Annotated in this window: 27 protein-coding genes and 1 riboswitch; of the genes, 15 read left to right on the top strand and 12 right to left on the bottom strand. The window is 60.7% G+C overall.

Annotated features, from left to right (window positions below; translation table 11 throughout):
• The first annotated feature begins 77 nt into the window (after window positions 1-77).
• The 3 genes from nthA to FHT78_RS03445 are packed head-to-tail and all read left to right on the top strand — an operon-like array spanning window position 78 to window position 1,766.
• Window positions 78-752, top strand: a complete 675-nt coding sequence (gene nthA / locus FHT78_RS03455; protein WP_183740545.1) for a nitrile hydratase subunit alpha — start codon at window positions 78-80, stop codon at window positions 750-752.
• Window positions 749-1,408, top strand: coding sequence for a nitrile hydratase subunit beta (gene nthB / locus FHT78_RS03450; RefSeq protein ID WP_183740542.1), 660 nt, complete (start codon window positions 749-751; stop codon window positions 1,406-1,408). The genes nthA and nthB overlap by 4 nt, the downstream gene beginning before the upstream one ends.
• On the top strand, window positions 1,395-1,766 hold the full coding sequence (locus tag FHT78_RS03445; protein WP_183740539.1) for a nitrile hydratase accessory protein: 372 nt from the start codon (window positions 1,395-1,397) through the stop codon (window positions 1,764-1,766). The genes nthB and FHT78_RS03445 overlap by 14 nt, the downstream gene beginning before the upstream one ends.
• Before the next feature lie 20 nt (window positions 1,767-1,786).
• Here the strand turns inward: FHT78_RS03445 and FHT78_RS03440 are convergent, their stop codons facing one another.
• From FHT78_RS03440 to FHT78_RS03425, 4 genes are all read right to left on the bottom strand, one after another.
• Window positions 1,787-2,569 (bottom strand): anti-sigma factor, encoded by a 783-nt coding sequence (locus tag FHT78_RS03440; RefSeq protein ID WP_183740536.1) that lies wholly within the window; start codon window positions 2,567-2,569, stop codon window positions 1,787-1,789.
• Window positions 2,566-3,081, bottom strand: coding sequence for an RNA polymerase sigma factor (locus FHT78_RS03435; protein ID WP_183740533.1), 516 nt, complete (start codon window positions 3,079-3,081; stop codon window positions 2,566-2,568). Before FHT78_RS03435 ends, FHT78_RS03440 begins: the two co-directional genes overlap by 4 nt.
• Before the next feature lie 10 nt (window positions 3,082-3,091).
• Complete coding sequence (locus FHT78_RS03430) at window positions 3,092-3,472, bottom strand: hypothetical protein (RefSeq protein ID WP_183740531.1); 381 nt, start codon at window positions 3,470-3,472, stop codon at window positions 3,092-3,094.
• An 88-nt stretch (window positions 3,473-3,560) separates the two neighbouring features.
• Window positions 3,561-4,592 carry a sensor domain-containing diguanylate cyclase gene (locus FHT78_RS03425; RefSeq protein WP_183740528.1) on the bottom strand — a complete coding sequence of 344 codons (1,032 nt, stop codon included), beginning with the start codon at window positions 4,590-4,592 and terminating at the stop codon, window positions 3,561-3,563.
• Window positions 4,593-4,764: 172 nt separating this feature from the next.
• Window positions 4,765-4,844, top strand: a riboswitch (ZMP/ZTP riboswitch).
• A 26-nt stretch (window positions 4,845-4,870) separates the two neighbouring features.
• Between FHT78_RS03425 and FHT78_RS03420 the strand changes: the two genes are divergently transcribed.
• The 3 genes from FHT78_RS03420 to FHT78_RS03410 all read left to right on the top strand — a co-directional run bounded on the left by FHT78_RS03420 (window position 4,871) and on the right by FHT78_RS03410 (window position 8,355).
• A complete protein-coding gene (locus FHT78_RS03420) occupies window positions 4,871-6,166 on the top strand; it encodes a Mur ligase family protein (RefSeq protein ID WP_183740525.1) in 1,296 nt (431 codons plus the stop codon).
• A gap of 195 nt (window positions 6,167-6,361) precedes the next feature.
• On the top strand, window positions 6,362-7,093 hold the full coding sequence (locus FHT78_RS03415) for an alpha/beta hydrolase (protein WP_246715144.1): 732 nt from the start codon (window positions 6,362-6,364) through the stop codon (window positions 7,091-7,093).
• 134 nt (window positions 7,094-7,227) lie between these two features.
• The gene (locus FHT78_RS03410; RefSeq protein ID WP_183740518.1) at window positions 7,228-8,355 is read left to right on the top strand and encodes an ATP-dependent RecD-like DNA helicase; all 1,128 of its coding nucleotides are present in this window, start codon (window positions 7,228-7,230) and stop codon (window positions 8,353-8,355) included.
• A gap of 57 nt (window positions 8,356-8,412) precedes the next feature.
• Here FHT78_RS03410 and FHT78_RS03405 read toward each other — a convergent pair whose 3' ends face one another.
• Entirely contained in the window at window positions 8,413-9,105 is a 693-nt protein-coding gene (locus FHT78_RS03405) for a MerR family transcriptional regulator (protein ID WP_183740516.1), read from the bottom strand.
• Between the two features lie 445 nt (window positions 9,106-9,550).
• Between FHT78_RS03405 and FHT78_RS03400 the strand changes: the two genes are divergently transcribed.
• Window positions 9,551-10,303, top strand: a complete 753-nt coding sequence (locus tag FHT78_RS03400) for a pyridoxine 5'-phosphate synthase (RefSeq protein ID WP_183740513.1) — start codon at window positions 9,551-9,553, stop codon at window positions 10,301-10,303.
• 45 nt (window positions 10,304-10,348) lie between these two features.
• On the opposite strand, the gene FHT78_RS03395 is transcribed toward FHT78_RS03400, so the two are convergent.
• Complete coding sequence (locus FHT78_RS03395; RefSeq protein ID WP_183740510.1) at window positions 10,349-11,230, bottom strand: SDR family oxidoreductase; 882 nt, start codon at window positions 11,228-11,230, stop codon at window positions 10,349-10,351.
• A 119-nt stretch (window positions 11,231-11,349) separates the two neighbouring features.
• On the opposite strand from FHT78_RS03395, the gene FHT78_RS03390 reads away from it, so the two are divergent.
• The gene (locus FHT78_RS03390) at window positions 11,350-11,781 is read left to right on the top strand and encodes a helix-turn-helix domain-containing protein (RefSeq protein WP_183740507.1); all 432 of its coding nucleotides are present in this window, start codon (window positions 11,350-11,352) and stop codon (window positions 11,779-11,781) included.
• A gap of 35 nt (window positions 11,782-11,816) precedes the next feature.
• Here the strand turns inward: FHT78_RS03390 and FHT78_RS03385 are convergent, their stop codons facing one another.
• From FHT78_RS03385 to FHT78_RS03370, 4 genes are all read right to left on the bottom strand, one after another.
• A complete protein-coding gene (locus FHT78_RS03385) occupies window positions 11,817-13,025 on the bottom strand; it encodes an MFS transporter (RefSeq protein ID WP_183740505.1) in 1,209 nt (402 codons plus the stop codon).
• Window positions 13,026-13,118: 93 nt separating this feature from the next.
• Window positions 13,119-13,742, bottom strand: coding sequence for a TetR/AcrR family transcriptional regulator (locus FHT78_RS03380; protein WP_183740502.1), 624 nt, complete (start codon window positions 13,740-13,742; stop codon window positions 13,119-13,121).
• A gap of 60 nt (window positions 13,743-13,802) precedes the next feature.
• A complete protein-coding gene (locus FHT78_RS03375; RefSeq protein ID WP_183740499.1) occupies window positions 13,803-14,720 on the bottom strand; it encodes a bifunctional helix-turn-helix transcriptional regulator/GNAT family N-acetyltransferase in 918 nt (305 codons plus the stop codon).
• 59 nt (window positions 14,721-14,779) lie between these two features.
• A complete protein-coding gene (locus FHT78_RS03370; RefSeq protein WP_183740496.1) occupies window positions 14,780-15,502 on the bottom strand; it encodes an aspartate/glutamate racemase family protein in 723 nt (240 codons plus the stop codon).
• A gap of 150 nt (window positions 15,503-15,652) precedes the next feature.
• Between FHT78_RS03370 and FHT78_RS03365 the strand changes: the two genes are divergently transcribed.
• Entirely contained in the window at window positions 15,653-16,114 is a 462-nt protein-coding gene (locus FHT78_RS03365) for an Lrp/AsnC family transcriptional regulator (RefSeq protein ID WP_183740493.1), read from the top strand.
• A gap of 87 nt (window positions 16,115-16,201) precedes the next feature.
• Window positions 16,202-17,482: an NAD(P)/FAD-dependent oxidoreductase gene (locus tag FHT78_RS03360; RefSeq protein ID WP_183740490.1), complete on the top strand. Its 1,281-nt coding sequence runs from the start codon at window positions 16,202-16,204 to the stop codon at window positions 17,480-17,482.
• A 229-nt stretch (window positions 17,483-17,711) separates the two neighbouring features.
• Here the strand turns inward: FHT78_RS03360 and FHT78_RS03355 are convergent, their stop codons facing one another.
• A complete protein-coding gene (locus tag FHT78_RS03355; protein WP_183740487.1) occupies window positions 17,712-18,758 on the bottom strand; it encodes an NAD(P)-dependent alcohol dehydrogenase in 1,047 nt (348 codons plus the stop codon).
• A gap of 196 nt (window positions 18,759-18,954) precedes the next feature.
• Here FHT78_RS03355 and FHT78_RS03350 point away from each other — a divergent pair, with 196 nt between their 5' ends.
• Window positions 18,955-19,863 (top strand): AraC family transcriptional regulator, encoded by a 909-nt coding sequence (locus FHT78_RS03350; protein ID WP_183740484.1) that lies wholly within the window; start codon window positions 18,955-18,957, stop codon window positions 19,861-19,863.
• Window positions 19,864-19,866: 3 nt separating this feature from the next.
• On the opposite strand, the gene FHT78_RS03345 is transcribed toward FHT78_RS03350, so the two are convergent.
• Window positions 19,867-20,223, bottom strand: coding sequence for a DUF4087 domain-containing protein (locus FHT78_RS03345; RefSeq protein ID WP_183740481.1), 357 nt, complete (start codon window positions 20,221-20,223; stop codon window positions 19,867-19,869).
• A 172-nt stretch (window positions 20,224-20,395) separates the two neighbouring features.
• Between FHT78_RS03345 and FHT78_RS03340 the strand changes: the two genes are divergently transcribed.
• The 4 genes from FHT78_RS03340 to FHT78_RS03325 all read left to right on the top strand — a co-directional run bounded on the left by FHT78_RS03340 (window position 20,396) and on the right by FHT78_RS03325 (window position 22,888).
• A complete protein-coding gene (locus FHT78_RS03340; RefSeq protein ID WP_007817743.1) occupies window positions 20,396-21,046 on the top strand; it encodes a TetR/AcrR family transcriptional regulator C-terminal domain-containing protein in 651 nt (216 codons plus the stop codon).
• Between the two features lie 46 nt (window positions 21,047-21,092).
• Window positions 21,093-22,112, top strand: coding sequence for a ketol-acid reductoisomerase (gene ilvC, locus FHT78_RS03335; RefSeq protein ID WP_183740478.1), 1,020 nt, complete (start codon window positions 21,093-21,095; stop codon window positions 22,110-22,112).
• 100 nt (window positions 22,113-22,212) lie between these two features.
• On the top strand, window positions 22,213-22,470 hold the full coding sequence (locus FHT78_RS03330; protein WP_183740475.1) for a type II toxin-antitoxin system Phd/YefM family antitoxin: 258 nt from the start codon (window positions 22,213-22,215) through the stop codon (window positions 22,468-22,470).
• A complete protein-coding gene (locus FHT78_RS03325) occupies window positions 22,463-22,888 on the top strand; it encodes a type II toxin-antitoxin system VapC family toxin (RefSeq protein WP_210289739.1) in 426 nt (141 codons plus the stop codon). The genes FHT78_RS03330 and FHT78_RS03325 overlap by 8 nt, the downstream gene beginning before the upstream one ends.

Raw genomic sequence — 22,888 nt, 5'->3', positions numbered from 1 at the left:
CACTAGCCGGGTTGAACCACAGGTCTCAGCCCGTCCTTCGGACCCCTCGCCGGGGAGAAGGGGAGGAGGACATTAGCTTGCACGACCACGACGATCATCACCACGATCATGGCCATAGCCACGATCATCACCACGACAACCACTATTCCGACATGCAGGCGCGCGTGAAAGCGCTGGAGACGCTGCTGACGGAGAAGGGGCTGATCGATCAGGCGGCGATCGATGCGATTGTCGAGACTTATGAGACGAAGGTCGGGCCGCGCAATGGTGCGCGTGTCGTTGCGAAGGCTTGGAGCGATCCGGACTTCGCCGAATGGCTGAAGCGAGACGCGACGGCGGCGATTGCCAGCCTTGGCTATAGCGGCCGGCAGGGTGAGCATATGCGTGCGGTCTTCAACACGGCCGACACGCATAATCTCATCGTCTGCACGCTCTGCTCCTGCTATCCGTGGTCGGTGCTCGGCCTGCCGCCGGTCTGGTACAAGGCGCCGGCCTATCGCTCGCGCGCGGTCATCGATCCGCGCGGTGTTCTTGCTGAATTCGGGCTGACGCTGCCGGAAAGCAAGAAGATCCGTGTATGGGATTCGACGGCGGAGCTGCGTTATCTCGTCATTCCCGAGCGGCCGGACGATACCGAAGGCATGGACCAGGAAGCGCTTGCCGATCTCGTCAGTCGTGACGCGATGATCGGCACGGCGATTGCCCATAGTCCGGAGGCATCTGCTGCCGGCAGCCTGGGGGTGCCGGCGTGAACGGTCCGCACGATCTCGGCGGGCAGATGGGCTTCGGCCTGGTTGCGCCCGAAAAGAACGAACCCTATTTTCATGACGAATGGGAAAAGCGGGCGCTCGGCATCACGCTTTCCTGCGGTGCGTTCGGCGCCTGGACGATCGATGAAAGCCGTCATGCGCGGGAGAACATCCTGCCGGCCGATTACCTTGCGGCGAGCTATTACGAAATCTGGATCCGCGGCATCGACACGCTGCTGGAGCGCCATGGTTTTGCGACGCGCGAAGAGCTGCTCTCCGGCCATAAACTGCAGGATGGGGCTGTGCCGAAGCGGGTGCTGAAGGCGGAGATGGTGCCGGCCGTGCTTGCCAAGGGCGGTCCCTGCGACCGGCCGGTCGAGACGGCGCCGCTCTTCGTCGTCGGCGAAACCGTCAAGACGAAGAATTTCAATCCGGTCACCCATACGCGGCTGCCGCGATATGCGCGGGCCAAGACCGGTGTCGTCGAAGCGGTGCAGGGCTCCTTCGTCTTCCCTGACGACAATGCGCATGGCAAGGGGGAGAATCCGCAATGGCTCTATACCGTTGTCTTCGATGGCGGCGAGATCTGGGGCGAGGGGGCAGACCCATCGCTGACGATCTCGATCGATGCCTGGGAGAGCTATCTTGAGCGCGTGTGAGGTACAATCCGAGCTGGCGCAATCACCGGGCTTGCCGAAGTCACCTGAAGGTGATCCGGTCTTTCCCGAGCCCTGGGCAGCGGAAGCCTTCGCCATGACCGTGCATCTGCATGAGAGGGGGCTGTTTACCTGGAGCGAATGGGCGGAAACTTTGTCGTGTGAATTGCTCAGGCACGGCAGAGCGGAAGATGGCAGCGATTATTTCGACTGCTGGGTGGCAGCACTTTCCAATCTGATCGTCCGGCGTGGCGTGGCGGATGCCGATGCGATCCTCGACCTGCAAAAGAGCTGGCAGCGGGCGGCAGAGGCGACGCCGCATGGCAAGCCGATCGAGCTTGTCAACGATCCGATGCGCTGAGCTCTGCCGCAGTTCCCGCTTCAGGACGGGAACTGCCGATAACATTCTTCCGCCACCTTGCGCAGCATGTCGCGAGAGATTTCGCCCGTTACCGCATAGCCGAGTTCACCGTCGATCCAGTAGAAGGTCTCGACATCCTTGGCGGAGGCGAAGCGGAAGCTCGTCGTTTTGTTTTCCTTGTTGCGGCCGACGATGACGGTCAGGCGTTCTCCGGCCTGATCCGCGTACATAAACATCGCGCCTGGCTTGCCATCGACTGGCAGGAGGCGGCCGCCGACCAGGTGAAAGCCGAGGGATTTGAGGTCCGGCACCTTGAGGTCGGGGATCGCCAGGCGCTTGCCGAGCCAGGTGGCAAGATGGGCCTCCTCATTGGCGAAGACTTCGACCGGGTGGCGCACTTCGCTGGCATAGACAAGGAAGGCGGTTTCGGCCTGTTTCGGTAGGGTTTCGGATTCGGCGAACTGCAGCGGCGGGCGTTCGAAGAGCGGCAGGATAAAGCGATCGCTGACGGCGCCAAGTGCAAAGAGCGCGACGGCGGCAGCGGCAAATGCGGAGTGCATCTTCCAGGGGGAGGCGGGCTCTGCTGGTGTCACCAGCTGGAGATCGGTGTCGCGGCTCTTCTCATAGCCTGCAAACAGGGATTTGATGCCGGCATTCTGCGTCTGCCAGCCGGCCACGGTGGCAGCCTCCCCGGGGTTCTCCGCGAGATAGGCTTCAACGCGGGCGCGAGCTGCCTCCGGCAATTGCTCATCGGCGTAAGCGTGCAGATCCGCTTCGGTCACGGTGAGGTTGGTCTCGTTCATTTCGGTCTCCGAAGCGTAATCACATTATCGGCTTTCATATGGTCGCTCATGCGGTGGCGGGCGCGCGACAGGCGCGACATGACGGTGCCGATCGGGATATCCAGCATGGTTGCGACTTCGCCGTAGCTGTAGCCTTCGATGACGACGAGCATCAGCACAGAGCGGTGTTCTTCGGACAGGCTGTCGAGCGCCTGTTCGAGCCGCAGGCGTTCCAGCGGGTCAGCTTGAGCATCCGGGCTGGCTATCTCTTCGGCGGCATCGAGTTCGACCAGCCTCTCGCGGGGGCTTGCACGGCGGGTATTGCGGTAGAGGTTGGTCATCGTCGTCAGGACCCAGCCGCGCAAATTGAGGCCGCGCCACTGGCCGCGCCGGGCCAGAACCTTTTCCACGCAATCCTGAAGCAGATCCTCGCCTTCGGCATCCGAGCGGGTGAGACTGCGGGAATAGCGGCGGAGCGAAGGAAGGAGGGCCAGGATCTGGCCCTCGAACGTATCGGGTGGAGGCTTCTTCACGCTAGCCTCATCAGGGCTTGGCGACATCCCAGACACCGCCGACGCCGTCGCCGGTGGCATCGCCGGACTTGGTGTCCTTCACAAAGTAATAGAGCGGCATGCCGTCCTTTGCCCACTGCTTCTTTCCATCCTTGCGTTCGACGAGCGAGTATGCGCCTTCGGCCTTGGCACCGCTAGCGGCGAGGAAGGGCGGCCAGTTGGTGGCGCACTTGTCGTAGCAGTTCGTCATGCCCTTTTCGTCTTTCTTGTAGGTATAGAGCGTCATGCCCTTTTCGCCGGCCAAAACCTTGCCCTTGGCCGTTTCGACGGTGGTGACGGCCGGGGCTGCAAAGGCTGCAGTGGCGGTGGCAGCGACGAGCGCAAGCACGGACAGGAATTTCACGGACTTCATGGTTTCTCTCCTCGGGTTAGGCACGCATGTTTGCGATACCTGACATGAGACACGGCAAGCGTCCGTTTTATTCCGTTTCTTTCAAGTGTCAGTTCGGATTGAAAACCACATAGCAGTCCCGTCCGGCAGCCTTGGCGTTGTAGAGGGCACCATCAACGTTGCGCAGCAGGTCTCTGCGGCGGCCACCGCCTTGCGGGGCAAGGGCTGCACCGATACTCAGGCGGGCCCGGATAATATTTCCCTCGATAGTGAAGGGGCTGCGGAACGCCGAGAGCAGGCGTTCGGAGACGGAGACCAACGCTTCGGTGTTCGGCGGGTTCGGTACGAAGACCGCAAACTCGTCACCGCCCATGCGCACGACGATGTCGCTGGAGCGGATGACCGAACGGATCCGATTTGCCGCCTCCCGCAGCACCTCGTCGCCGATATGGTGGCCGAGCGTATCGTTGATCGACTTGAAGCCGTCCATGTCGAGATAGAGGGCGCCAAATGTCTGGCCGGAGGCGAGGGCTGATTCCAGCGCGCGGTCGACGATGGCATCGAGCGCCGATCGGTTAAGGAAGCCGGTCAGCGGATCGGTCATGGCCGCAGTGCGCAGGCTGCTTTCGGCAAGGCCCATGACGAAATTCGCTTTTTGCAGGCGCAGAAGCGCGCTCGCGACACGGGCGAAACGGCGGAGATTGGCTGCCTCTTTTTCGGTGAAGAGGCGCGGCTTCTGGTCGAGGATGCAGAAGGCGCCGATTACCAGCTCGTTTTCCAGTTCCAGCGGTGCGCCGGCATAAAACCGGAAATGCGGTGGGCCCGTCACATAGGGCGCGGCATTGAGTTCCGCATCCTGTTCCAGATCGGGAACGACGACCATGTCGTTTGTGAAGACGACACGAGTGCAGAAGGAAAGGTCGCGCGGGCATTCCGAAAGCTGCATGCCCGCTTCGCCAGCGATGCGCAGCCAGTCCTCGTCGACGATGTTAACGGCGGCATAGGGCATCGCGAACGCATCCTTGGCGAGCTCGGCAAGGGCCGCAAGCTCCGGCGTCGGGCTGCTGCTGATGGCGCTCAGCGACCGCACGGCAAGCAACCTCTGCGGTTCATTGACTGGAATCCGGACAGTCTGCCCCATTCGAATCTCCACCTCTATCAAAGACAATGAATAGAAATGGCCCTACTGAAAATCTCCGCAAGGGCTAAAATTCGCCAGCGTTAACTGGCAGTTGCCGCGGGCGGCGTCGCGGCGGAGTGCTGCCGATGACGCTTGCGAGGCTAGGCAAGGCAACTGAAAGGTTCTAGTGTCCGCCCGCCTGCGTGACTGGCGAGACAGATGGAGAACCATCGGAAGCGCAGGTCTCCGACGCCGCTCGCCTGGGCACCAAAATAAATCCTGTAACGTGTGCCATGCCCATGCAGAACCAGAATCCCCGCCTCATCGAAGCCCTTTCGCAACTTGATCAGCTTACAAACTGGGAGCAGCGTCCGCGCGGCGAGATGCGTGTCGGGCTGGAGCCGATCCTCGATCTCTCGGCCCGTCTCGGTAATCCCCACCGCGCATTCCGTTCTATCCATGTTGCGGGCACCAAGGGCAAGAGTTCGACCTCGGCGTTGCTGGAAGCCGGCTTGCGCCATGCTGGCATTTCCGTCGGGCGTTATGCTTCTCCGCATGTCGAGCATATTTCCGAGCGCGTCAGCGTGAACGGCCGTCCGGTTGAGGAAGCGGTGCTGGCCGAGGCGCTTTTCCTGGCGCTCGATGCCTTGCGGGCGGCGAGGTCGGAAGGAACTGCTGCGGAAGCCGCGACATGGTTTGACATGCTGACGGCCGCGGGTTTTCTGATCTTCCGCGATGCCGGCATCGAATGGGCAGTAGTTGAGACAGGCCTGGGCGGACGGTTGGATTCGACCAATATCGTCGACAGCGATGTTTCCATCATCACCAATATCGGCCTCGAACATACGGAGATATTGGGCAAGACGCGGGCAGCCATTGCCTTCGAAAAGGCCGGTATCATCAAGCCGCGCACAACCGTCGTGACACCGCTTGAAGCAGATGACGAGGCGGGTGCCGTAATCGCAAGGCGGGCAGCAGAGATCGATGCACGTCTGATCCGTCCGGATTTTTCCGGAGCGTCGACGATTGCCGGGCGCAATATTGCAGTCGCAGGTGCTGCGCTCGATGTGCTCGGCAAACTCGGCATCAAGGCGCGCGAAGGCAAAGCGGTCGGCGGATGGCTGATTGACGCCGAGGCCGAGCAGGAATCGCAACTGCCGGGGCGGATGGAGCGCTTCGTCGTGCCAGCCGGGAGCAGGGGCGTTTCTGTCGCGCTCGACGGAGCGCATGTGCCCTTCAATCTCGAAGCGGTGCTCGACGATCTCTCGGGTATGGAGGGATTTTCCGGGCCGGGCATCGCAGTCGTTGCGATTGCGGCGGACAAGGATGCCACGGGGCTTCTGGAGGTGATGGGGCGTTACGGTGTCTCGCCGATCTTCACCTCAGTTTCGGATCGTTTTCGGTCCGCTGTTGAAATGCGGCAACTTGCCGACAAGATCGGTCTTGCGAGCGAGATGATCGAGGATCCGCAGAAAGCTTATGAGGCGGCGCTCGCGAGAGCTTCTGCAGCCAGCGCGTGGGTGCTCGTGACGGGATCGCTTTATCTCGTCGGGCTGCTGCGCGAGAGCATCACCCGCGAAGCCGTAAAGGGCTAGCGCCGCGAAATCGGCGGGATTGCCATCATTTTCAGTCGCTTAAGATCTGCAAATTTCGTCTCACGGAAGAGTGAAACCTTAATTGTATTGCGCGCAATCAAATTGTGCGGTATCAGTCTTGTTGTTGGCACTCGAAAGGAACACAACATGCTTAATTTTCTGAGGATTTCTCTGGTTGCCGGTGCGATTGCCGCGATGGCTTCTCCCTCGTTTTCGGCAGATGCGAAGCCGACGGTGGTCCTGGTGCATGGCGCTTTCGCCGATGCGTCGAGCTGGAACGGCGTCATCAAAAAGCTCGAAAAAGATGGCTACCCGGTGGTCGCTGTCGCCAATCCGCTTCGCGGCGTCAAATCCGATGGTGACTATGTCAGGCGTGTTGTTGCGGGCGTGAAGACCCCTGTCGTCCTGGTCGGGCATTCCTACGGTGGCTCAGTGATCACCGACGCTGCCTCATCCGCAACCAATGTGAAATCGCTTGTCTATGTCGCGGCATTTGCACCCGACAATGGTGAAACCGCTGCAGCCCTGTCCGGAAAATTTCCGGGCGGCACTTTGGCATCTGCCCTTGCCGAACCCGTCGCCTTGGACGGAGGCGTGAAGGACCTCTACATTGACCAGGCCAAATTCCATGATCAGTTCGCAGCCGACGTGCCGAAAGACGAAGCTCGCCTGATGGCGGCAACGCAGCGACCGATCACCGACGCGGCGCTGAATGAAGCTACCGACAAGGCAGCGTGGAAGACGATCCCGGCTTATTTCGTCTATGGCGATGCGGATAAGAACATTCCCGCAAAGGCCCTGCAGTGGATGGCCGACCGCGCGAAGTCGAAGGATACGGTCGTGGTGCATGGCGCATCCCACGTCGTCATGGTCTCTCATCCCGACAAAGTCGCGAAGTTGATCGAAGAGGCAGCTACGAGCAAGTAGCCTGCGACGCAGCTCGCTCGCAGGCGCCAGCTTCAAACGATGCGGGCCGGGGATCGTCGGCCCGGCACGCATCCACGCATCATCAAGGGAATTTCGCCTTGCCTATGCCGGGCGAATCCTGCCAAGTCGCTTCCATGCAATTCGCCCCTCAACAGGATGAAGCCCTGAAGGCCGTTTCCAATTGGCTGAAGGAGGGCAGGTCGCCGCTCTTCCGTCTGTTCGGCTATGCCGGAACGGGCAAGACGACGCTTGCCAAGCATTTTGCCGAACATGTGGATGGCGACGTGCTGTTTGCGGCCTTCACCGGCAAGGCGGCGCAAGTGCTGCGCTCGCGGGGGGCATCGAATGCCAAGACCATCCATTCGCTGATCTACCGGCCGCGCGGCGAGGAAGAGGTGGAGGATGAGGAAACCGGCAAGACTTCGATCGCGCCGATGTTTTCCATCAACCGCCAGAGCCCGGTCGCCAAGGCGGCGCTGATCATCGTCGACGAATGCTCGATGGTGGACGAGGCGCTCGGCAAGGACCTGATGAGTTTCGGCACGCCGATCCTCGTGCTCGGTGATCCCGGCCAGCTGCCGCCGGTGTCGGGCGGTGGCTATTTCACCAATCAGGAGCCGGATTATCTGTTGACAGATATCCACCGGCAGGCGCGCGACAATCCGATCATCCAGCTTGCCATGCAGGTGCGCGAGGGCAACGAGATCATGTATGGCGACTACGGCAAGGCGCAGGTGATCTCGAAGAACGAGGTGACGCAACCGCTCGTCATGGATGCCGATCAGGTACTTGTTGGCACAAACAAGACGCGGCGGCGCTATAATCAGCGCCTGCGGGAACTCAAGGGTTTTACGACCGAACATCCGCAGACCGGCGACAAGCTGGTCTGCCTGCGCAACGATCCGGCAAAGGGCCTGCTCAACGGCTCGCTCTGGCAGGTCATGACCTCATCCAAGGAAACGACGAAGCCGGGCATCAATCTGCTGGTCCGCCCCGAAGATGACGACATGGATCGGGGGGCTGCGAAGATCAAGCTCCTGAAGCAAGCCTTCGAGAATGTGGAAGGCGAGATTCCCTGGAACACGCGCAAGCGCTATGACGAGTTCGACTACGGCTATGCGCTGACCGTGCACAAGGCGCAAGGTTCGCAGTGGAACAATGTCGTGCTGTTCGACGAAAGCTGGGCTTTCCGCGATACGCGCGAGCGCTGGCTTTACACCGCGATTACACGGGCAGCAGAAACGCTGACGATTGTCCGCTGAAGATTGGCGTTCACTGCCGTGCAGATGCGGTGGCGGCCGCAGCCGGCGTGGGCAGAATCAGGCCTGCACGATGCCGAGGAGAACCGCCTTGGCGATGGCCTGGAAGCGGTTATTGGCATGGAATTTCATGATAATGTCGGCTTCGAGCGCGCGCGCTTCCTCATGCCTGAGGTCGAGGGCGCGGGCGATGCGCTGCGTCGAATATCCCTCGGCCATCAGCTCCAGGCATTGGCGCTCCTGATCGGTCAGGCTCGCAGGATCCCTGTTGTCATTAATCGGCGGTAGATCGAGGCTGCTGTCATAATCGAGAAGATCGCTCACCTGCTGCAACTGCCGGTGCAAAGTCGACATTTCGGCCGTCAGTTCGCGCTTGCGCTGGGAGAGGGCCTCGTGGAAGATCGACTCGGCCTCTTCCTGTGAGGCTGCGCTGCGCAAGACGTCCATCAATTCCTGGATGACGGCAATCGGCATGCCGGTTTCGCGGCAGACGGTGATGACCGCCATGCGCATCACATCATCCTGATCGTAAACGCGCATCAGGCCGATGCGGTTGGCGGAAATCAGGCCCTTCTCTTCGTAGAAATGCAGCGTCCTGTGCGTGACGCCGAAAGCATTTGCCATGTCGGCGATGGGAATGGGACCTTGCGGAATATCCGGCGGCAAAGCAGCCGAAGGCAGGAACCGGTATTTCGACCGGGCCTCCGAAGCTATACCGGCGGCAGCAAACATACGTTTGGAACCGTCTGGCATGAACCCTCCTGGGGCAGATAGTTGCACCTCATGCGGCTTTGCCAGTTGCTTCCGGAGCGCGGCGAGCGGGGTTTCCTCTAGCGTTCTTATCGTTGGAAGAAGCAGTACTCGGCGTACTTACTCGTTACGCAGTGCCCACAATATGCGCGGACGGTTTCTTTTGTAAGTGCTAAAAATAACCGTTTTCAAATGGGATAGCAATGTTGCGGCATCTCAATCCGCCTCTTGCTTGGTGTGTGGTAAAATAGAACCACACGGTCCGCCGTCGCTGATGAGTGATCTTTTGACGGAACGGGAGTTACTATTCTCGGTACGCCCATGATGTCGACCGCGGTGGCGCGCGCGACCATCAAGGGCAGGCATGAATGCATGCGCGAATCTCATTGGCGTTGGCGGGCGGCTTGCCTTAAAAGCAGAGCCAGTCTCCACCCCGACGGATATCGCCATGCCCGCCAAACTCTCCGTGAACCTCAATGCAATCGCCATGCTGCGCAACCGGCGCGATCTGCCCTGGCCAAGCGTGGAAGGGCTTGGGCGTGTCGCGCTTGCCGCCGGCGCTTCGGGGCTGACCGTGCATCCGCGGCCGGACCAGCGGCATATCCGCTTTTCCGATCTGCCCGTGATCCGCAATCTGATCGATGACGAGTTTCCGGAAGCCGAATTCAATATCGAGGGCTATCCGACGGAGGAATTCCTGGAGCTTTGCGCTGGGGCACAGCCGGAGCAGGTGACACTGGTGCCTGACGATCCCTCGCAGGCGACCTCCGATCACGGCTGGGATTTCCGCAAGCATCAGGCGTTGCTGACGGATGTCGTGGCGCGGCTGAAGAAAATGGGATGCCGTGTTTCGCTATTTGCCGACGGCGATGGCGACGCGGAGGCGGTGAAGGCCGCGAAGGCGACGGGTGCCGACCGTATAGAGCTTTACACCGGCCCCTATGGCGGCTGCTACGATGCGCCTGAACGTGTGGGACCGATCCTCGAAGGGCTCGGCAAGACGGCGGATGCCGCACTTGCGCTGGGCCTTGCTGTCAATGGCGGCCATGACCTGACGGTGGCAAATCTGCCTGCGCTGATCAAGCGTATTCCCGATCTCGCCGAAGTCTCGATCGGCCACGGGCTGACGGCGGATGCGTTGGAATATGGCATGGCGGAGACGGTGCGCCGCTTCTGCCGGGCCTGCGGCCAGAAGATCTGAAAACGGCCCGCCCTCTGACGACACGAGGGCAGGCCCGAGGCAGACTCAGGCAGTGAGCGCGGCCTTATTGGCGACGAAGTAGTCCTTCAGCGACTGCGGCTGCTTTCCCGTCAGCTTGCTGAAATCGTCGGTGACGATATCGAATTTGCCAGCGCGTATATTGGCATCGGCGGAAACCAGCATGTCGGCGACAAAGCCCGGCAGGCCGGCGCCACGGATGCCCTGGCCGAGTTGCTCGTCGCTGACCGGTACGACTTCCAACGGCTTGCCGGTGGCCTCGGTGACAATTGTGGCGATTTCCTTTGAGGTCAGTGACTGCTTTCCGGTTAGCGTATAAGTGCCGGTGGTACCGGCGGCGAGGACGGAAGCGATGGCGAGCGCGCAGTCGTCACGCGAGATTGTCGAGATTTTGCCGTCACCTGCCGAGGTGAACCACTTTCCGGTCTGCAGATTGTGCGGCATGCCGTGCAGGTAGTTGTCGTGATACCAGGCGTCGCGGACGATCGCGTAAGGGATGCCGCTTTCCTTGATGGCATTTTCCGTGCCGAGATGGTCGGGCGCGAAGGTGACGAGCGAATCGTCCGGAGACGGCATGGAAGTGTAGGTGATGTGCTTCACGCCGGCCTTGACGGCAGCAGCGACGGCTGCCTTGTGCTGGGTCAGGCGCTTGCCGGGTTTGTCAAGCGCGTCAGTGCTGATGATCAGCAGGCGGTCGATACCGGCGAAGGCAGCTTCGAGGCTGGCAGCATCATCGAAATCTGCCTTGCGGGTGATCACACCCTGGGCGGCGAGGGTGGCGAGCTTCTCCGGACTGCGGGTTGCGGCGACGATGTTTGCCGGGGCGACCTTGTAGCTTTCGATCAGGTGATGAATGACACGCTGGCCGAGCTGGCCTGCAGCGCCGGTGACGAGAATGGTTTCGCTCATGGTATCCTCTAGTGGTTGACAGGTAGTCTCAAAAAGAGAGTAACACTAGAATAGGAATTGACCCGAGACTGTAAAGAAGGCAGTTTTTCGGGAGTTCGTTACCAAAAGGGAACCAGCTCATGGCCGGAACAGTCGTCAATCTGAAAGCGAGAACAGACCAAGCCGAAGGGCTGGGTGGACGGCGCGAGATCGACCTCGCGAGCCTGGATTTCACCAATTGCCCGGTTCGTGATGTGTTACAGCAGATCGGTGGCAAATGGTCGACGCTGATTCTCGAAGCGCTTGCCAAGCAGCCCTATCGTTTCGGCGAGTTGCGCCGGATGATCCCCGATATTTCCCAGCGCATGCTGACCCAGTCGCTGCGTGACCTGCAGCGGGACGGCTATATCGAGCGGGAGGTTTTTCCAACAAAGCCGCCGAGTGTGGAATACCGGATGACGGAACTTGGGCGATCGCTCTATACGGCGCTGTCACAGTTGTTGAACTGGGCTGAGGCGAACCATGACCAGGTTCGCGCGGCACGCCTCCAATTCGATACCGAGCAGGGGTAGGGGGCAGGCGGTCGAGCCGCCTGACCCGGACATGATTACTTCCCGCGGCCTTCCGTCAGGAAGAACAGGAAGGCGAGTGCCGGGAAGCAGAAGCCGATCCAGGCCGCCAGCGTCCATCCACCGGTTGCATAGGCCCAGCCGCCGAGTGCCGAACCGATCGCGCCGCCGGTAAAGAAGGTCGCCATGAACAGGCCGTTCAGGCGGCCGCGATGTTCCGGGCTCAGGCCGTAGATGGCGCGCTGGCCGCAGACGAGATTGGTCGTCACGCCGAAATCCAAGAGGATCGCGGCAGCCGTCAGCAGGATGAGCGCCGTCAGCGAGCCGTCGGCGGCGAACTGACTGATGAGGAAGGAACCCATGCCGAGCAGCATGGCGAGCGTGGAGGCGATCTTCGTCATGCCTCGGTCGGCCAGGCGACCGGCGATGGGCGAGGCGATGGCGCCGGCAGCACCAGCGAGCGCGAAGAGGGCGATGCCGCTCTGCGATATGCCGAAAGCGGGGCTTGCGAGCAGCAGCGGTGCGGTCGTCCAGAACAGGCTGAAAGCGCCGAACATGCCGGCTTGATAAAGGGCGCGGCGCTGCAGCACCCGCGAATTCAGTGCCAGATGGCCCATGGAGGTCAGCAGTTCACCATAACGCAGCTTCGTGTGGGGAACGCGGACCGGCAGGTTGGCGCGCAGTACGATGCCGAGTGCGATCATGACGGCGGCGGTGACATAATAGACCATATGCCAGGAGGATGCTTCGGCGACGAGGCTCGCGAAGGGGCGGGCAAGCATGATGCCGCAGAGCAGCCCGCTCATGACATTGCCGACCACCTGGCCGCGCGTCGCGTCCGGCGCCATACTGGCGGCGAAGGGAACGAGGACCTGCGCTGCGACCGAGGCGAGGCCGATACAGAGCGAAGCCGTCAGGAACATGCCCGGCGTGGAGGAGAAGGCCGCGCCGATGAGGGCAAGTGCGGAACCGACAGTCAGCGTCAGGATGAGGCGGCGGTTTTCAAAAAGGTCGGCAAGCGGCACCAGGAGCAGAAGGCCGAGACCATAGCCTATCTGCGTGAGCGTGACGATGAGGCCAGTTGCGGCAGGCGAGAAACCGAGATCGGCGCTGATCAGGCCTGCCAGTGGCTGACCGTAATAGAGGTTGGCGGCGACGAAGCCGCAGGAGGCTGCAAAAAGGAAGGTTAGCCAGGGGGATAGGGCGCGGGGCATGGCCGCATCCTGCGTGGTGGCTGAAACGCTCATCAGAAACTCCAATAGGCAATGATTGGGAGGATTGAATGCAATTTTTTCGTCTGTCGCCACCCGATCCCTGACCGGATGACGGTATTTCTGTCATCAAGTTACGAGACGCATTGCGGCCTCGGCCGCAGCCATCATCTCTTTCTCGCCGCGTCCCGTCCTCCCGATGACGCGAAAGCCCTTCGTCAGGCAGAGAAATGTGAGGGCCGTGGCATCGGCATCCACGTTCGATGGAATCGTGCCATCGGTCTGGCCGATGCGGATGAGATCGGCCATCAGCTTTTCGTCAGCGGAAAAGGCGGCGGCCACATGTTCCGCAGTCTCCTCGTCGAGAAGCGAAATGTCGTTTGCGCCACCGACGACGAGGCAGCCCTTGAGGCCCGCTTCGCCGTGGGAAAGCTCGGCATAATACAGGACCATCTGGAAGACCTTTTCGCGGCCCGTCTTTACGGATGCGATCTTCGCCTCCAGCCGGCCGCGGCCGAGCTGGCGATAGCGCCTGAAGGCGGCAAGAAAGATGCCGCGTTTATCCTTGAAGGCCTTGTAGACGCTGCCGGAGGCAAGGCCCATGGCTTCGGTCAATTCGCTGATGGAGGCGGCATGGTAGCCGCGTTCGGAGAACACGCGCAAAGCCGCATCGAGTGCCGAGTCCATGTCGAATTCGCGCGGGCGGCCGCGGCTGCGGGTTTTCGGGTCAGGTGTGAGGGTGTCAACGGTCATGGCGCCTAATTAGGGAATGACCGTTTCCAAATCAAGTAAAATTTCTGCAAGGCAGCAAAATCAGAGGTCGAGCACCCAGGTCTGACCGTTGGCCTCCGGGCCGAACATGCGGTGTCTCTCTTCGGAGACAAGCTGGAAGCCGGCCTTCTGATAGATGGCACGGGCGGCGTGGAGGAAGTCGTTGGTCCAGAGCGAAATCTGCCGGTACCCCTTGCGGCGGGAGAAGGCGATGCACTCGTCGACCAGTTGCCTGCCAAGGCCGAGACCGCGGGCGGCCTTGTCGACATAGAGCAGGCGGAGCTTGGCAATGCCGTCGCCGCCGTTGGTGATCAGCACCGAGCCGAGATTGATGCCGCCGCGCTCGGCGATCCAGCAATATTCCATCTCGGGGTCGAAATTGGCGAGGAACTTGCCGGCGACGTCGGCCACCAGTCCCTCGAAGCGCAGGTCCCAGCCATATTCCTCGGCATAGAAACGCCCCTGGCTCTGGACGATCCAGCCGATATCGCCGGCACGATGCGGGCGGATGACGGCGGCAGCCGGTCTTGCCTGCGGTTCGAGGATCGCGCGGATCGTATGCATAGCGGCAACGGCTGCCTGCGGCTCGCCATCGGCGAGCGTGTCGAAGCGGGCGGCGATCTGGGCGTTGGAGCGGCGGCCAAGCTCTTCGAACTGGGTACGTCCCTTGCCGGTGACAGTGAGGATCTGGCTGCGCTGATCGGTAGGATCGGGCGTTGCCTCGATGAGGTTCTCTTCACGGAAGCGCTTGAGGATGCGGCTGAGATAGGCGGGATCGAGCTGCAGGTCGCGGGCGAGGGCGCCGGCATTGACCCCATTGTGCGTGCCGATCTCGAAGAGCACGCGCGCATCCGTCAGCGTGAAGGGGGTATCGAGATAGGCCTTGTTCAGCAGTCCGAGGAAGTTCGTGTAGAAGCGATTGAATTCGCGGGCGGATTCAATGAGGGCGATATCGGTCATAGCAGGGTCTCCTGACAGAAACCCTGCTGCTTTTATTTGACTGAGTCAATTAAATTGATTTAGGCCGCGTCTTCTTCTTCGTTTGCGAGTTCTCCCTCGAACGCGAAATCGACAGCGGCGCGGGCATGGATTGCTGTCGTGTCGAAACCGGGCAGGGGCAGATGATCGGGATCGAGGATCAGGCAGATCTCGGTGCAGCCGAGGATGATGCTGTCGGCGCCCTTGGCATGGGCACGTTCGATCACGGCCATCAGTTTTTCACGCGAGCTGTCGAGCACCTTGCCCGCGCAGAGTTCGTTGAAAATGATGTCATGGACGGTGGTGCGGTCGGCGGCATCAGGCACGACGATGTCGAGGCCGAGGCTCTTCATGCGGTCGGTATAGAAGCCGTGTTCCATCGTGTAACGCGTGGCGAGCAGCAGCGGACGCCTGGAGCCTGCTGCGTGGATCGTCTTCGCGGTCTCGTCGATGATGTGGATCAGCGGCACGGAAATATGTGTAGCAACCTCGGGCGCAATCAGGTGCATGGTATTGGTGCAAATCAGCACGCAATCGGCACCGGCGGTCTGCAGGCGCAGCGCAACATCGCCAAGGCGCGAGGCAGCCTTATCCCAGGCGCCGGCCTTCTGCAGGGCAACGATTTCCTCGAAATTCACCGAATGCATTGTCAGTTCGGCAGAGGCGAGACCGCCCAGGCGCTCCCGCACCATTTCGTTGATAAGACGATAGTAAACTGCCGAACTTTCAAAGCTCATGCCGCCGATGAGGCCGATTGTTTTCATGAATGCTCGCTCCCTTGAGTGTTTTCTGATGTCCTGATGATGCTGCAGATCGGGCGCGATGTGTTTGCGTTGTTTGTTCTTTTGCATCGTTCTGTGCTATGCTTTTGCACCATATTCGATTTCTATGCAAAATTTCAGCGTGGACTTTTCATGATCGACGATCGCGACAGGCGGATTCTCGATATCCTGCAAGAGAATGCGGGCATCTCGGTGACCGAGCTTGCCGAACAGGTGGCGCTTTCGGTGTCCGCCTGTTCGCGGCGCATCCAGCGGCTGGAGGAGACCGGCCATATCGCACGGCGCATCGTCGTGCTCGATCGGGAGAAGATGGGCGTGCCGACGACCGTCTTCGCGCTCGTGAAGACCGCACATCATTCCGACGAGTGGACCGAGAGTTTTCGCCGCGCGATCAGCGATATCCCTGAGATCGTCGAGGCGCACCGGCTGACCGGCAACTACGATTACATCCTCAAGATCGTGCTGCCGCGCGTCGAGCATTACGACGTCATCTACAAGCGGATCGTACGGCGGATCGAACTTTTCGACGTTTCGGCATCGATTTCCATGGAACTCCTGAAACATGGTACGTCCATACCTGTCTCCTATGCCTGAAATTGCGGGGAGATATGCCGAAACGGCAGTTGAATCCTTCGTGCGATGGGCGACATTGCTGAAGCAGGGTGACGAAAGGTAGGGATCATGAGCGAACATCACGTCGTCGTTGTCGGCGGCGGTTTCGGCGGGCTACAGCTTGTCAATGGATTGAAAGGCCTGGGATCAATGGGAGGGGGCGTGAAGATCACGCTCATAGACCGGCGCAACCACCATCTCTTCCAGCCGCTCCTTTATCAGGTGGCAACGACCATCCTGTCCACCTCCGAGATCGCCTGGCCGATCCGCCATCTCTATGCCGACCGGCCGGAGGTGACCACGCTGCTCGGCGAGGTCAATGGCGTCGATGTCAAGGCAAAGACCGTTTCCTTACGCAGCGGCATGATGCTGAACTACGATACTCTGGTGCTGGCGACTGGTGCTACGCACGCTTATTTCGGTCATGACGAATGGGAGCCGGTAGCGCCGGGCCTGAAGACGCTGGAGGACGCGACGACGATCCGTCGCCGTGTGCTGCTCGCCTTCGAGCGGGCGGAAGTGGAAAGCGATCCGGCGGCGCGCGACGCGTTTTTGACCTTCTCCATCGTCGGGGCCGGCCCGACGGGCTGCGAACTTGCCGGCATTATCGCCGAACTGGCGCATTTCACGCTGCCCAAGGAATTCCGCAACATTGATACACGCAGAACCCGCGTCGTGCTGATCGAGGCCGGGCCGCGTGTGCTCCCGGCCTTCGCCGAGGAGCTTTCGGCCTATGCGCAAAAGGCACTGGAGAAGCTCGGCGTGGAGGTGCTGACGGGAACGCCGGTGACGCAATGCACGGCCGACGGGGTGACCGTCGGCGAAAACTTCATTCCGAGCCGCACCATCGTCTGGGCGGCGGGCGTTCAAGCCTCGCATGCGGCGCGCTGGCTTGGCGTGCCGGCCGACCGGGCGGGGCGCACCATCGTCGAGAAGGACCTAACGGCGCCGGGCCTGCCAGATGTCTTCGTGATCGGCGATACGGCATCTGTAATGCGTGAGGATGGAAAGCCGGTGCCGGGCATCGCGCCGGCGGCCAAGCAGCAAGGCGGCTACGTGGCGAAAGTGATCCGCGCCCGTCTCTCCGGCAAACCTGCGCCGGGGCCATTCAAATATTTTCATCAGGGAAGCTTGGCGACGATCGGCAAGAGTGCGGCAATCATCGATTTTGGCCGCTTCAAGCTCAAGGGCTGGCTTGCCTGGTGGATCTGGGGCCTTGCCCACATCTATTTCCTGATCGGCACGCGCTCACGCTTCACCGTCGCCTGGAACTGGTTCTGGATCTATATGAGCGGCCAGCACAGCGCCCGACTGATTACCCAGCGCGAGACGATGCGCGACGACGGGTAGAGAGGCGTCTTTGCCTTCACGTCACTGAGGATGACGGCGAGAAAAAGGGCAGCTTTTGACGCTGCCCTTGGCTTCATTGACGAGCGTGCGCTGCTTACCTGGCGTCATCCTCGGGCTTGTCCCGAGGATCTGCTACGTTGCAGATGCCCGGGACAAGCCCGAGGATGACGAAAGTTCGGTGCAGGCCCCGCAATCTCAGGGCGGCTCGGGAGCCGCCCTTTCCGTTTAATCAGGCTGCCAGCGAGGCGATGTCGATGACGAAGCGGTAGCGGACGTCGCTCTTCAGCACGCGCTCATAGGCTTCGTTGACCTGCTGGATGTTGATCTTCTCGATTTCGGAAACGATGTTGTGCTCGCCGCAGAAGTCGAGCATTTCCTGGGTCTCCTTGATCGAGCCGATCATCGAGCCGGAAATGCTCTTGCGGCCTGGGATGATCGAGAAGGCATGAACCGGGATCGGATTCTCGGGCGCGCCGACCACGACGAAGGCGCCGTCGACCTTGACCAGACCGAGATAGGCGTTCCAGTCAATCTCGGCACTGACGGTGCAGATGACGAGGTCGAACGCGCCGCGGAGCTTCGTAAAGGTCTCCGGGTCGTTGGTGGCATAATATTGCTTGGCGCCGAGCTTCAGGCCGTCTTCCTTCTTGGAGAGCGTCTGGGAGAGCACGGTGATATCAGCGCCCATGGCCGCACCGAGCTTGACGCCCATATGGCCGAGGCCGCCCATGCCAACGATCGCGACCTTCTTGCCGGGGCCGGCCTTCCAGTGGCGCAGCGGCGAATAGAGCGTGATGCCGGCGCAGAGCAGCGGTGCGGATGCATCGAGCGGAAGGTTGTCCGGAATGGACATGACATAGCCTTCCTTGACGACGATCGAGTCGGAATAGCCGCCCTGAGTGCGGGTCTTGCCGTCGGCTTCGAACTCGTTGTAGGTGCCGACGAGGCCCGGCATATACTGTTCGCGGTCGACGTCGCGGGTGGCGCAGCCGACGCAGGAATCGACGAAGCAGCCGACGCCGACGCGGTCGCCGACCTTGAATTTGGTCACTTCAGAACCGACAGCCGTCACGATACCGGCGATCTCGTGGCCAGGCACGATCGGGTAGACGGCATTCTTCCATTCGTTGCGGACGGTATGGATGTCCGAATGGCAGATGCCGGCGAACTTGATCGCGATGACGACATCATCCGGGTTCGGATTGCGGCGTTCGAAGGTGAAGGGGGTCAGCGGCTTGGAAGCGTCGGTCGCGGCGTAGCCTCTTGCAATAGGCATGGGAACCTTCCTTTCGATTCAGAGGGGTGGGAGAGAGGATGACGAACTATTGCCAGGAAGCACGCAGCAGCGTTAGAGCGATACTCTCAGCTTTTTGCACGATCCTGCAAAAGTGAGCCGGGCACCTGTTTGAGAAACGGAAAGGCCACCTTAGATTAAGGTCATATCGCAGGCGTGAGACAGAAAGAGTTGCCGCATGACATTGCCTTTCAATCCCTATCGGGAAATCGCCGATATCGCGATGCGCTTTGCGCCCGGCGATGGCGAGTTCCGGACCTCGATTGGCAATCTTCATATCAGTCGCCGCTCTAAACCCAGCGATCCGCTGCATAGCAGCTACAAGCCGTGTTTTGCCTTCGTGCTGCAGGGCGCCAAGAGCCTTCGTCTCGGCAATGAATTTATCAGCTATGGGACCGGGGATTATCTGCTGACCTCGCTCGACCTGCCGGTCGCCTGGCGCGTCACCGAGGCCAGTCCCGAGGTGCCGCATCTTTGTCTGGGTCTTGCGATCGATTCGGAAAAGCTGCTCGAGCTCTTAAGCCGCATCGATATTCCGCGCCCTGCCGCTCACACCGACGGCCAGCGCGGCATGACAGTCAATGTCGCCCCGCCGGAGCTTCTTGACGCTGCCGTGCGCCTGCTGCGCTTGCTCGATCGTCCAGACGACATTCCGGCGATGGCGCCACTGATCGAGCAGGAAATCCTTTACCGGATACTGACCGGGCCAAATGGCGAGCGGTTGATCAACATCGCCACTGCCGACAGCCACAGCAACAGGATCGCGCGGGCCGTCGCCTGGCTGAAGGAGAATTTCGCCCGGCCGCTGCGCATCGAGGACCTCGCCGACCACGTCAACATGAGCGCGTCTTCGTTCCACCATCACTTCAAATCGGTAACGGCGATGACGCCGATGCAGTATCAGAAGCAGCTTCGCCTGCACGAGGCACGCCGGCTGATGCTGGTGGAGCGGCTCGATGCCGGCACGGCCGGTCATCGGGTCGGCTATCAGAGCCCGTCGCAGTTCAGCCGCGAATACAGCCGCCTCTATGGCGCGTCACCGGCCCGCGATGTCGACGGCGCCAGGGATGCTGTCGCAGCGGAATAAGGCTCAGCCCGGAAGTTTCAGCGCCTTGTCGTTCTGGCACTTGGCCAGCTTCAGCTGGCGGAAGGAGAGGATGCGCGTGATGTGCTCCTTGCCGTCGGTCTCGACGCTCATGCAGGCGCAGGCATAGCCATAATTGCCGTTCGTCTTCACATAGTCATGCTCGGAAATGTCGGGGATCAGGTCCATGCCTTCGGGCTCGTCGCCGCTTCCCTGTGTCATGATCGTCCAAGTGTTTTCCGCATCGTCCAGCCACCAGTTGGCGGGCGTCGGGTTCTGGACCCAGCCGCAGCGCGTCTCCGCAGCAAGAGCCGGAACGGCGAGGACTAAAGATAGAGAGGCGGCGAAAGCTATTGTCTTCATGGCGATTCTCCCTGGCGCGGATGCTCACCTATTTGCCTGCCTTCGAACAGCCGAATTCCGTTGTTTCATATGATACGAAAAAATCTCCTGATGCTTCTTGACGGGAGCATGCGATCCGGCGCATAAACACCGCGAACCGTACCGTACGGTACGTAAATGGGGAGCAGAAACCGTGTCAGTCGATGTTGCAGAGCCGAGCGAGTTTTCGCCACGCCAGAACGCTGTTCTGGAGCAGGCGCTGCAGCTTCTCGTCGACGGAGGCGAAAAGGCGCTGACAACATCGGGCGTCGCCCGCGCCGCCAATTGCTCCAAGGAAAGCCTCTACAAGTGGTTCGGCGACCGTGACGGTCTGCTGTCTGCCATGATCGCCTATCAGGCGAGCAAGGTGCGCACCTTCGAGCGCAGCGGCGAGCGGCTGACCTATACGAGCCTGCACGACCATCTCGTCATCTTCGCTCGCGATCTTCTCGAAGTTCTGGCCGGCGACGTGTCGCTGGCGCTCAATCGGCTGGCGATCGGCCAGTCGCATCGTGATGGTTCCAAGCTCGGCAAGCTGCTGCTCGAACGCGGCCGGCGGCAGATCGACCGCCGCGCCATGGCGTTGATCGATGCGGGAAAAAGGGCAGGGCTCCTGCGCTTCCATGATGCCGACGAAGCCTATCATACGCTCTACGGCCTCATCGTTTCCGACCTGCATGTGCGCATGCTGCTCGGCGAGCCGGGGCTGAAGGATACCGCGCGTCAGGCGGAGAAGGCGGTGACCGCTTTCCTGCGCCTTTACGGCACGGAGAAGGTTCTGGCGGAGATGCCGATCCTCGGCTGACCCGTTTTATAGACTCCACAAGACAAGCAAAGGGAAGGAACTTCAAATGCGCGTCTATTACGATCGTGATGCCGATCTCAACCTCATCAAGGCCAAGAAGGTCGCCGTCATCGGCTACGGCTCGCAGGGCCGCGCCCATGCGCTGAACCTCAAGGACAGCGGCGCCCAGAACCTCGTCATCGCTCTGAAGGCCGGTTCGCCGACTGTCAAGAAGGCCGAAGCCGACGGCTTCAAGGTCATGACCGTGGCCGAGGCTGCTGCCTGGGCCGACCTGATGATGATGGCGACTCCGGACGAACTGCAGGCCGACATCTACAAGGCCGACATCGCTCCGAACATCCGCGATGGCGCAGCCATCGCGTTTGCCCACGGCCTCAACGTTCACTTCGGTCTGATCGAGCCGAAGGCTTCGGTCGACGTCGTCATGATCGCGCCGAAGGGCCCGGGCCACACGGTTCGCGGCGAATACCAGAAGGGCGGCGGCGTTCCCTGCCTCGTTGCCGTTCACCAGAACGCATCCGGCAACGCCCTTGAACTCGCTCTCTCCTACGCCTGCGGCGTCGGCGGCGGCCGTTCGGGCATCATCGAAACCAACTTCCGCGAAGAGTGCGAAACCGACCTCTTCGGCGAACAGGTCGTTCTCTGCGGCGGTCTCGTCGAGCTCATTCGCGCCGGTTTCGAAACGCTCACCGAGGCAGGCTACGCGCCCGAAATGGCCTATTTCGAGTGCCTGCACGAAGTGAAGCTGATCGTCGACCTGATCTATGAAGGCGGTATCGCCAACATGAACTACTCGATCTCCAACACGGCCGAGTGGGGCGAATACGTCACCGGTCCGCGCATCATAACCGAAGAAACCAAGGCCGAGATGAAGCGCGTCCTCAAGGACATCCAGACCGGTAAGTTCACCTCCGAGTGGATGCAGGAATACCGGTCGGGTGCTGCCCGCTTCAAGGGCATTCGCCGCAACAACGACAGCCACCAGATCGAAGAAGTCGGCGCCAAGCTCCGCGGCATGATGCCCTGGATCGGCAAGAACAAGCTGGTCGACAAGTCCGTCAACTAAGCTGTTCTGAGACTGTGATTATGAGAGGCCGGGGCAAAAGCTCCGGCCTTGTTATTGGGTCGCTAAAAGACTAGGTTTCTGACTAGTCAGGAGAAAGCCGATGCGTCAATGGCAAGTGCAGGATGCGAAGGCGCGTTTCAGCGAAATGCTGGATGCCTCGCTCGAAGAGGGACCGCAGCTCGTTTCCAGGCGCGGCGAGCCGAAGGCTGTGCTGATCTCGGTTGACGAATGGGAAAGGTTGCAAAAACGGACGAAGCCAAGCCTGAAGGATATACTTTTGGCACCCGAAGCGCGCGCCGAGCTCGATATTCCCGAACGTGGCCGATGGAAGACCAGAGATATACCGGACTTTGAATAGCGATGTATCTCCTGGACACCAATGTTCTTTCGGAATTAAGGCGACCGCGTCCGCATGGGGCGTGGTTGCGTGGATCGAGTCCGTCTCGAGCGACAGCATGTATGTTCCGGCCGTTGTCATCGGAGAAATCCAGCTCGGCATCGAGCGGACGGCGGGAACCGATCCCGCGAAGGCCAGGGAACTTTCCGTTTGGCTGCAGCAGATTATCGATACGGCGCAATGCGACAGCATTGACGCGGAAATTTTTAAGCGATGGGGAACATTGGCCCATCGCATCGGCACGAACCTGCTTGTCGACGCTCTGATCGCAGCAACCGCGCTTCAGAAAAATATGACTGTCGTGACCCGCAATATTGGTGATTTTCAGCAGTTCGGTGTTCCGGTCTTCAATCCGTTCGAATACAAGTTCGGCAGCTAG

It is taken from the genome of Rhizobium sp. BK196 (assembly GCF_014193255.1).
Taxonomy (GTDB): Bacteria; Pseudomonadota; Alphaproteobacteria; order Rhizobiales; family Rhizobiaceae; genus Rhizobium.
The sequence above is the reverse complement of the archived record's forward strand: the minus strand, read 5'-3'. Positions and strand labels throughout refer to the sequence as shown.

Excerpts from the sequence above, each read along its gene's own strand:
- FHT78_RS03440 (WP_183740536.1), bottom strand. The coding sequence starts at position 2,569 with ATGAACGAGACCAACCTCACCGTGACCGAAGCGGATCTGCACGCTTAC.
- FHT78_RS03430 (WP_183740531.1), bottom strand. The coding sequence starts at position 3,472 with ATGAAGTCCGTGAAATTCCTGTCCGTGCTTGCGCTCGTCGCTGCCACC.
- FHT78_RS03425 (WP_183740528.1), bottom strand. The coding sequence starts at position 4,592 with ATGGGGCAGACTGTCCGGATTCCAGTCAATGAACCGCAGAGGTTGCTT.
- FHT78_RS03420 (WP_183740525.1), top strand. The coding sequence starts at position 4,871 with ATGCAGAACCAGAATCCCCGCCTCATCGAAGCCCTTTCGCAACTTGAT.
- FHT78_RS03415 (WP_246715144.1), top strand. The coding sequence starts at position 6,362 with ATGGCTTCTCCCTCGTTTTCGGCAGATGCGAAGCCGACGGTGGTCCTG.
- FHT78_RS03410 (WP_183740518.1), top strand. The coding sequence starts at position 7,228 with ATGCAATTCGCCCCTCAACAGGATGAAGCCCTGAAGGCCGTTTCCAAT.
- FHT78_RS03405 (WP_183740516.1), bottom strand. The coding sequence starts at position 9,105 with ATGCCAGACGGTTCCAAACGTATGTTTGCTGCCGCCGGTATAGCTTCG.
- FHT78_RS03400 (WP_183740513.1), top strand. The coding sequence starts at position 9,551 with ATGCCCGCCAAACTCTCCGTGAACCTCAATGCAATCGCCATGCTGCGC.
- FHT78_RS03395 (WP_183740510.1), bottom strand. The coding sequence starts at position 11,230 with ATGAGCGAAACCATTCTCGTCACCGGCGCTGCAGGCCAGCTCGGCCAG.
- FHT78_RS03390 (WP_183740507.1), top strand. The coding sequence starts at position 11,350 with ATGGCCGGAACAGTCGTCAATCTGAAAGCGAGAACAGACCAAGCCGAA.
- FHT78_RS03385 (WP_183740505.1), bottom strand. The coding sequence starts at position 13,025 with ATGAGCGTTTCAGCCACCACGCAGGATGCGGCCATGCCCCGCGCCCTA.
- FHT78_RS03380 (WP_183740502.1), bottom strand. The coding sequence starts at position 13,742 with ATGACCGTTGACACCCTCACACCTGACCCGAAAACCCGCAGCCGCGGC.
- FHT78_RS03375 (WP_183740499.1), bottom strand. The coding sequence starts at position 14,720 with ATGACCGATATCGCCCTCATTGAATCCGCCCGCGAATTCAATCGCTTC.
- FHT78_RS03370 (WP_183740496.1), bottom strand. The coding sequence starts at position 15,502 with ATGAAAACAATCGGCCTCATCGGCGGCATGAGCTTTGAAAGTTCGGCA.
- FHT78_RS03365 (WP_183740493.1), top strand. The coding sequence starts at position 15,653 with ATGATCGACGATCGCGACAGGCGGATTCTCGATATCCTGCAAGAGAAT.
- FHT78_RS03360 (WP_183740490.1), top strand. The coding sequence starts at position 16,202 with ATGAGCGAACATCACGTCGTCGTTGTCGGCGGCGGTTTCGGCGGGCTA.
- FHT78_RS03355 (WP_183740487.1), bottom strand. The coding sequence starts at position 18,758 with ATGCCTATTGCAAGAGGCTACGCCGCGACCGACGCTTCCAAGCCGCTG.
- FHT78_RS03350 (WP_183740484.1), top strand. The coding sequence starts at position 18,955 with ATGACATTGCCTTTCAATCCCTATCGGGAAATCGCCGATATCGCGATG.
- FHT78_RS03345 (WP_183740481.1), bottom strand. The coding sequence starts at position 20,223 with ATGAAGACAATAGCTTTCGCCGCCTCTCTATCTTTAGTCCTCGCCGTT.
- ilvC (WP_183740478.1), top strand. The coding sequence starts at position 21,093 with ATGCGCGTCTATTACGATCGTGATGCCGATCTCAACCTCATCAAGGCC.
- FHT78_RS03330 (WP_183740475.1), top strand. The coding sequence starts at position 22,213 with ATGCGTCAATGGCAAGTGCAGGATGCGAAGGCGCGTTTCAGCGAAATG.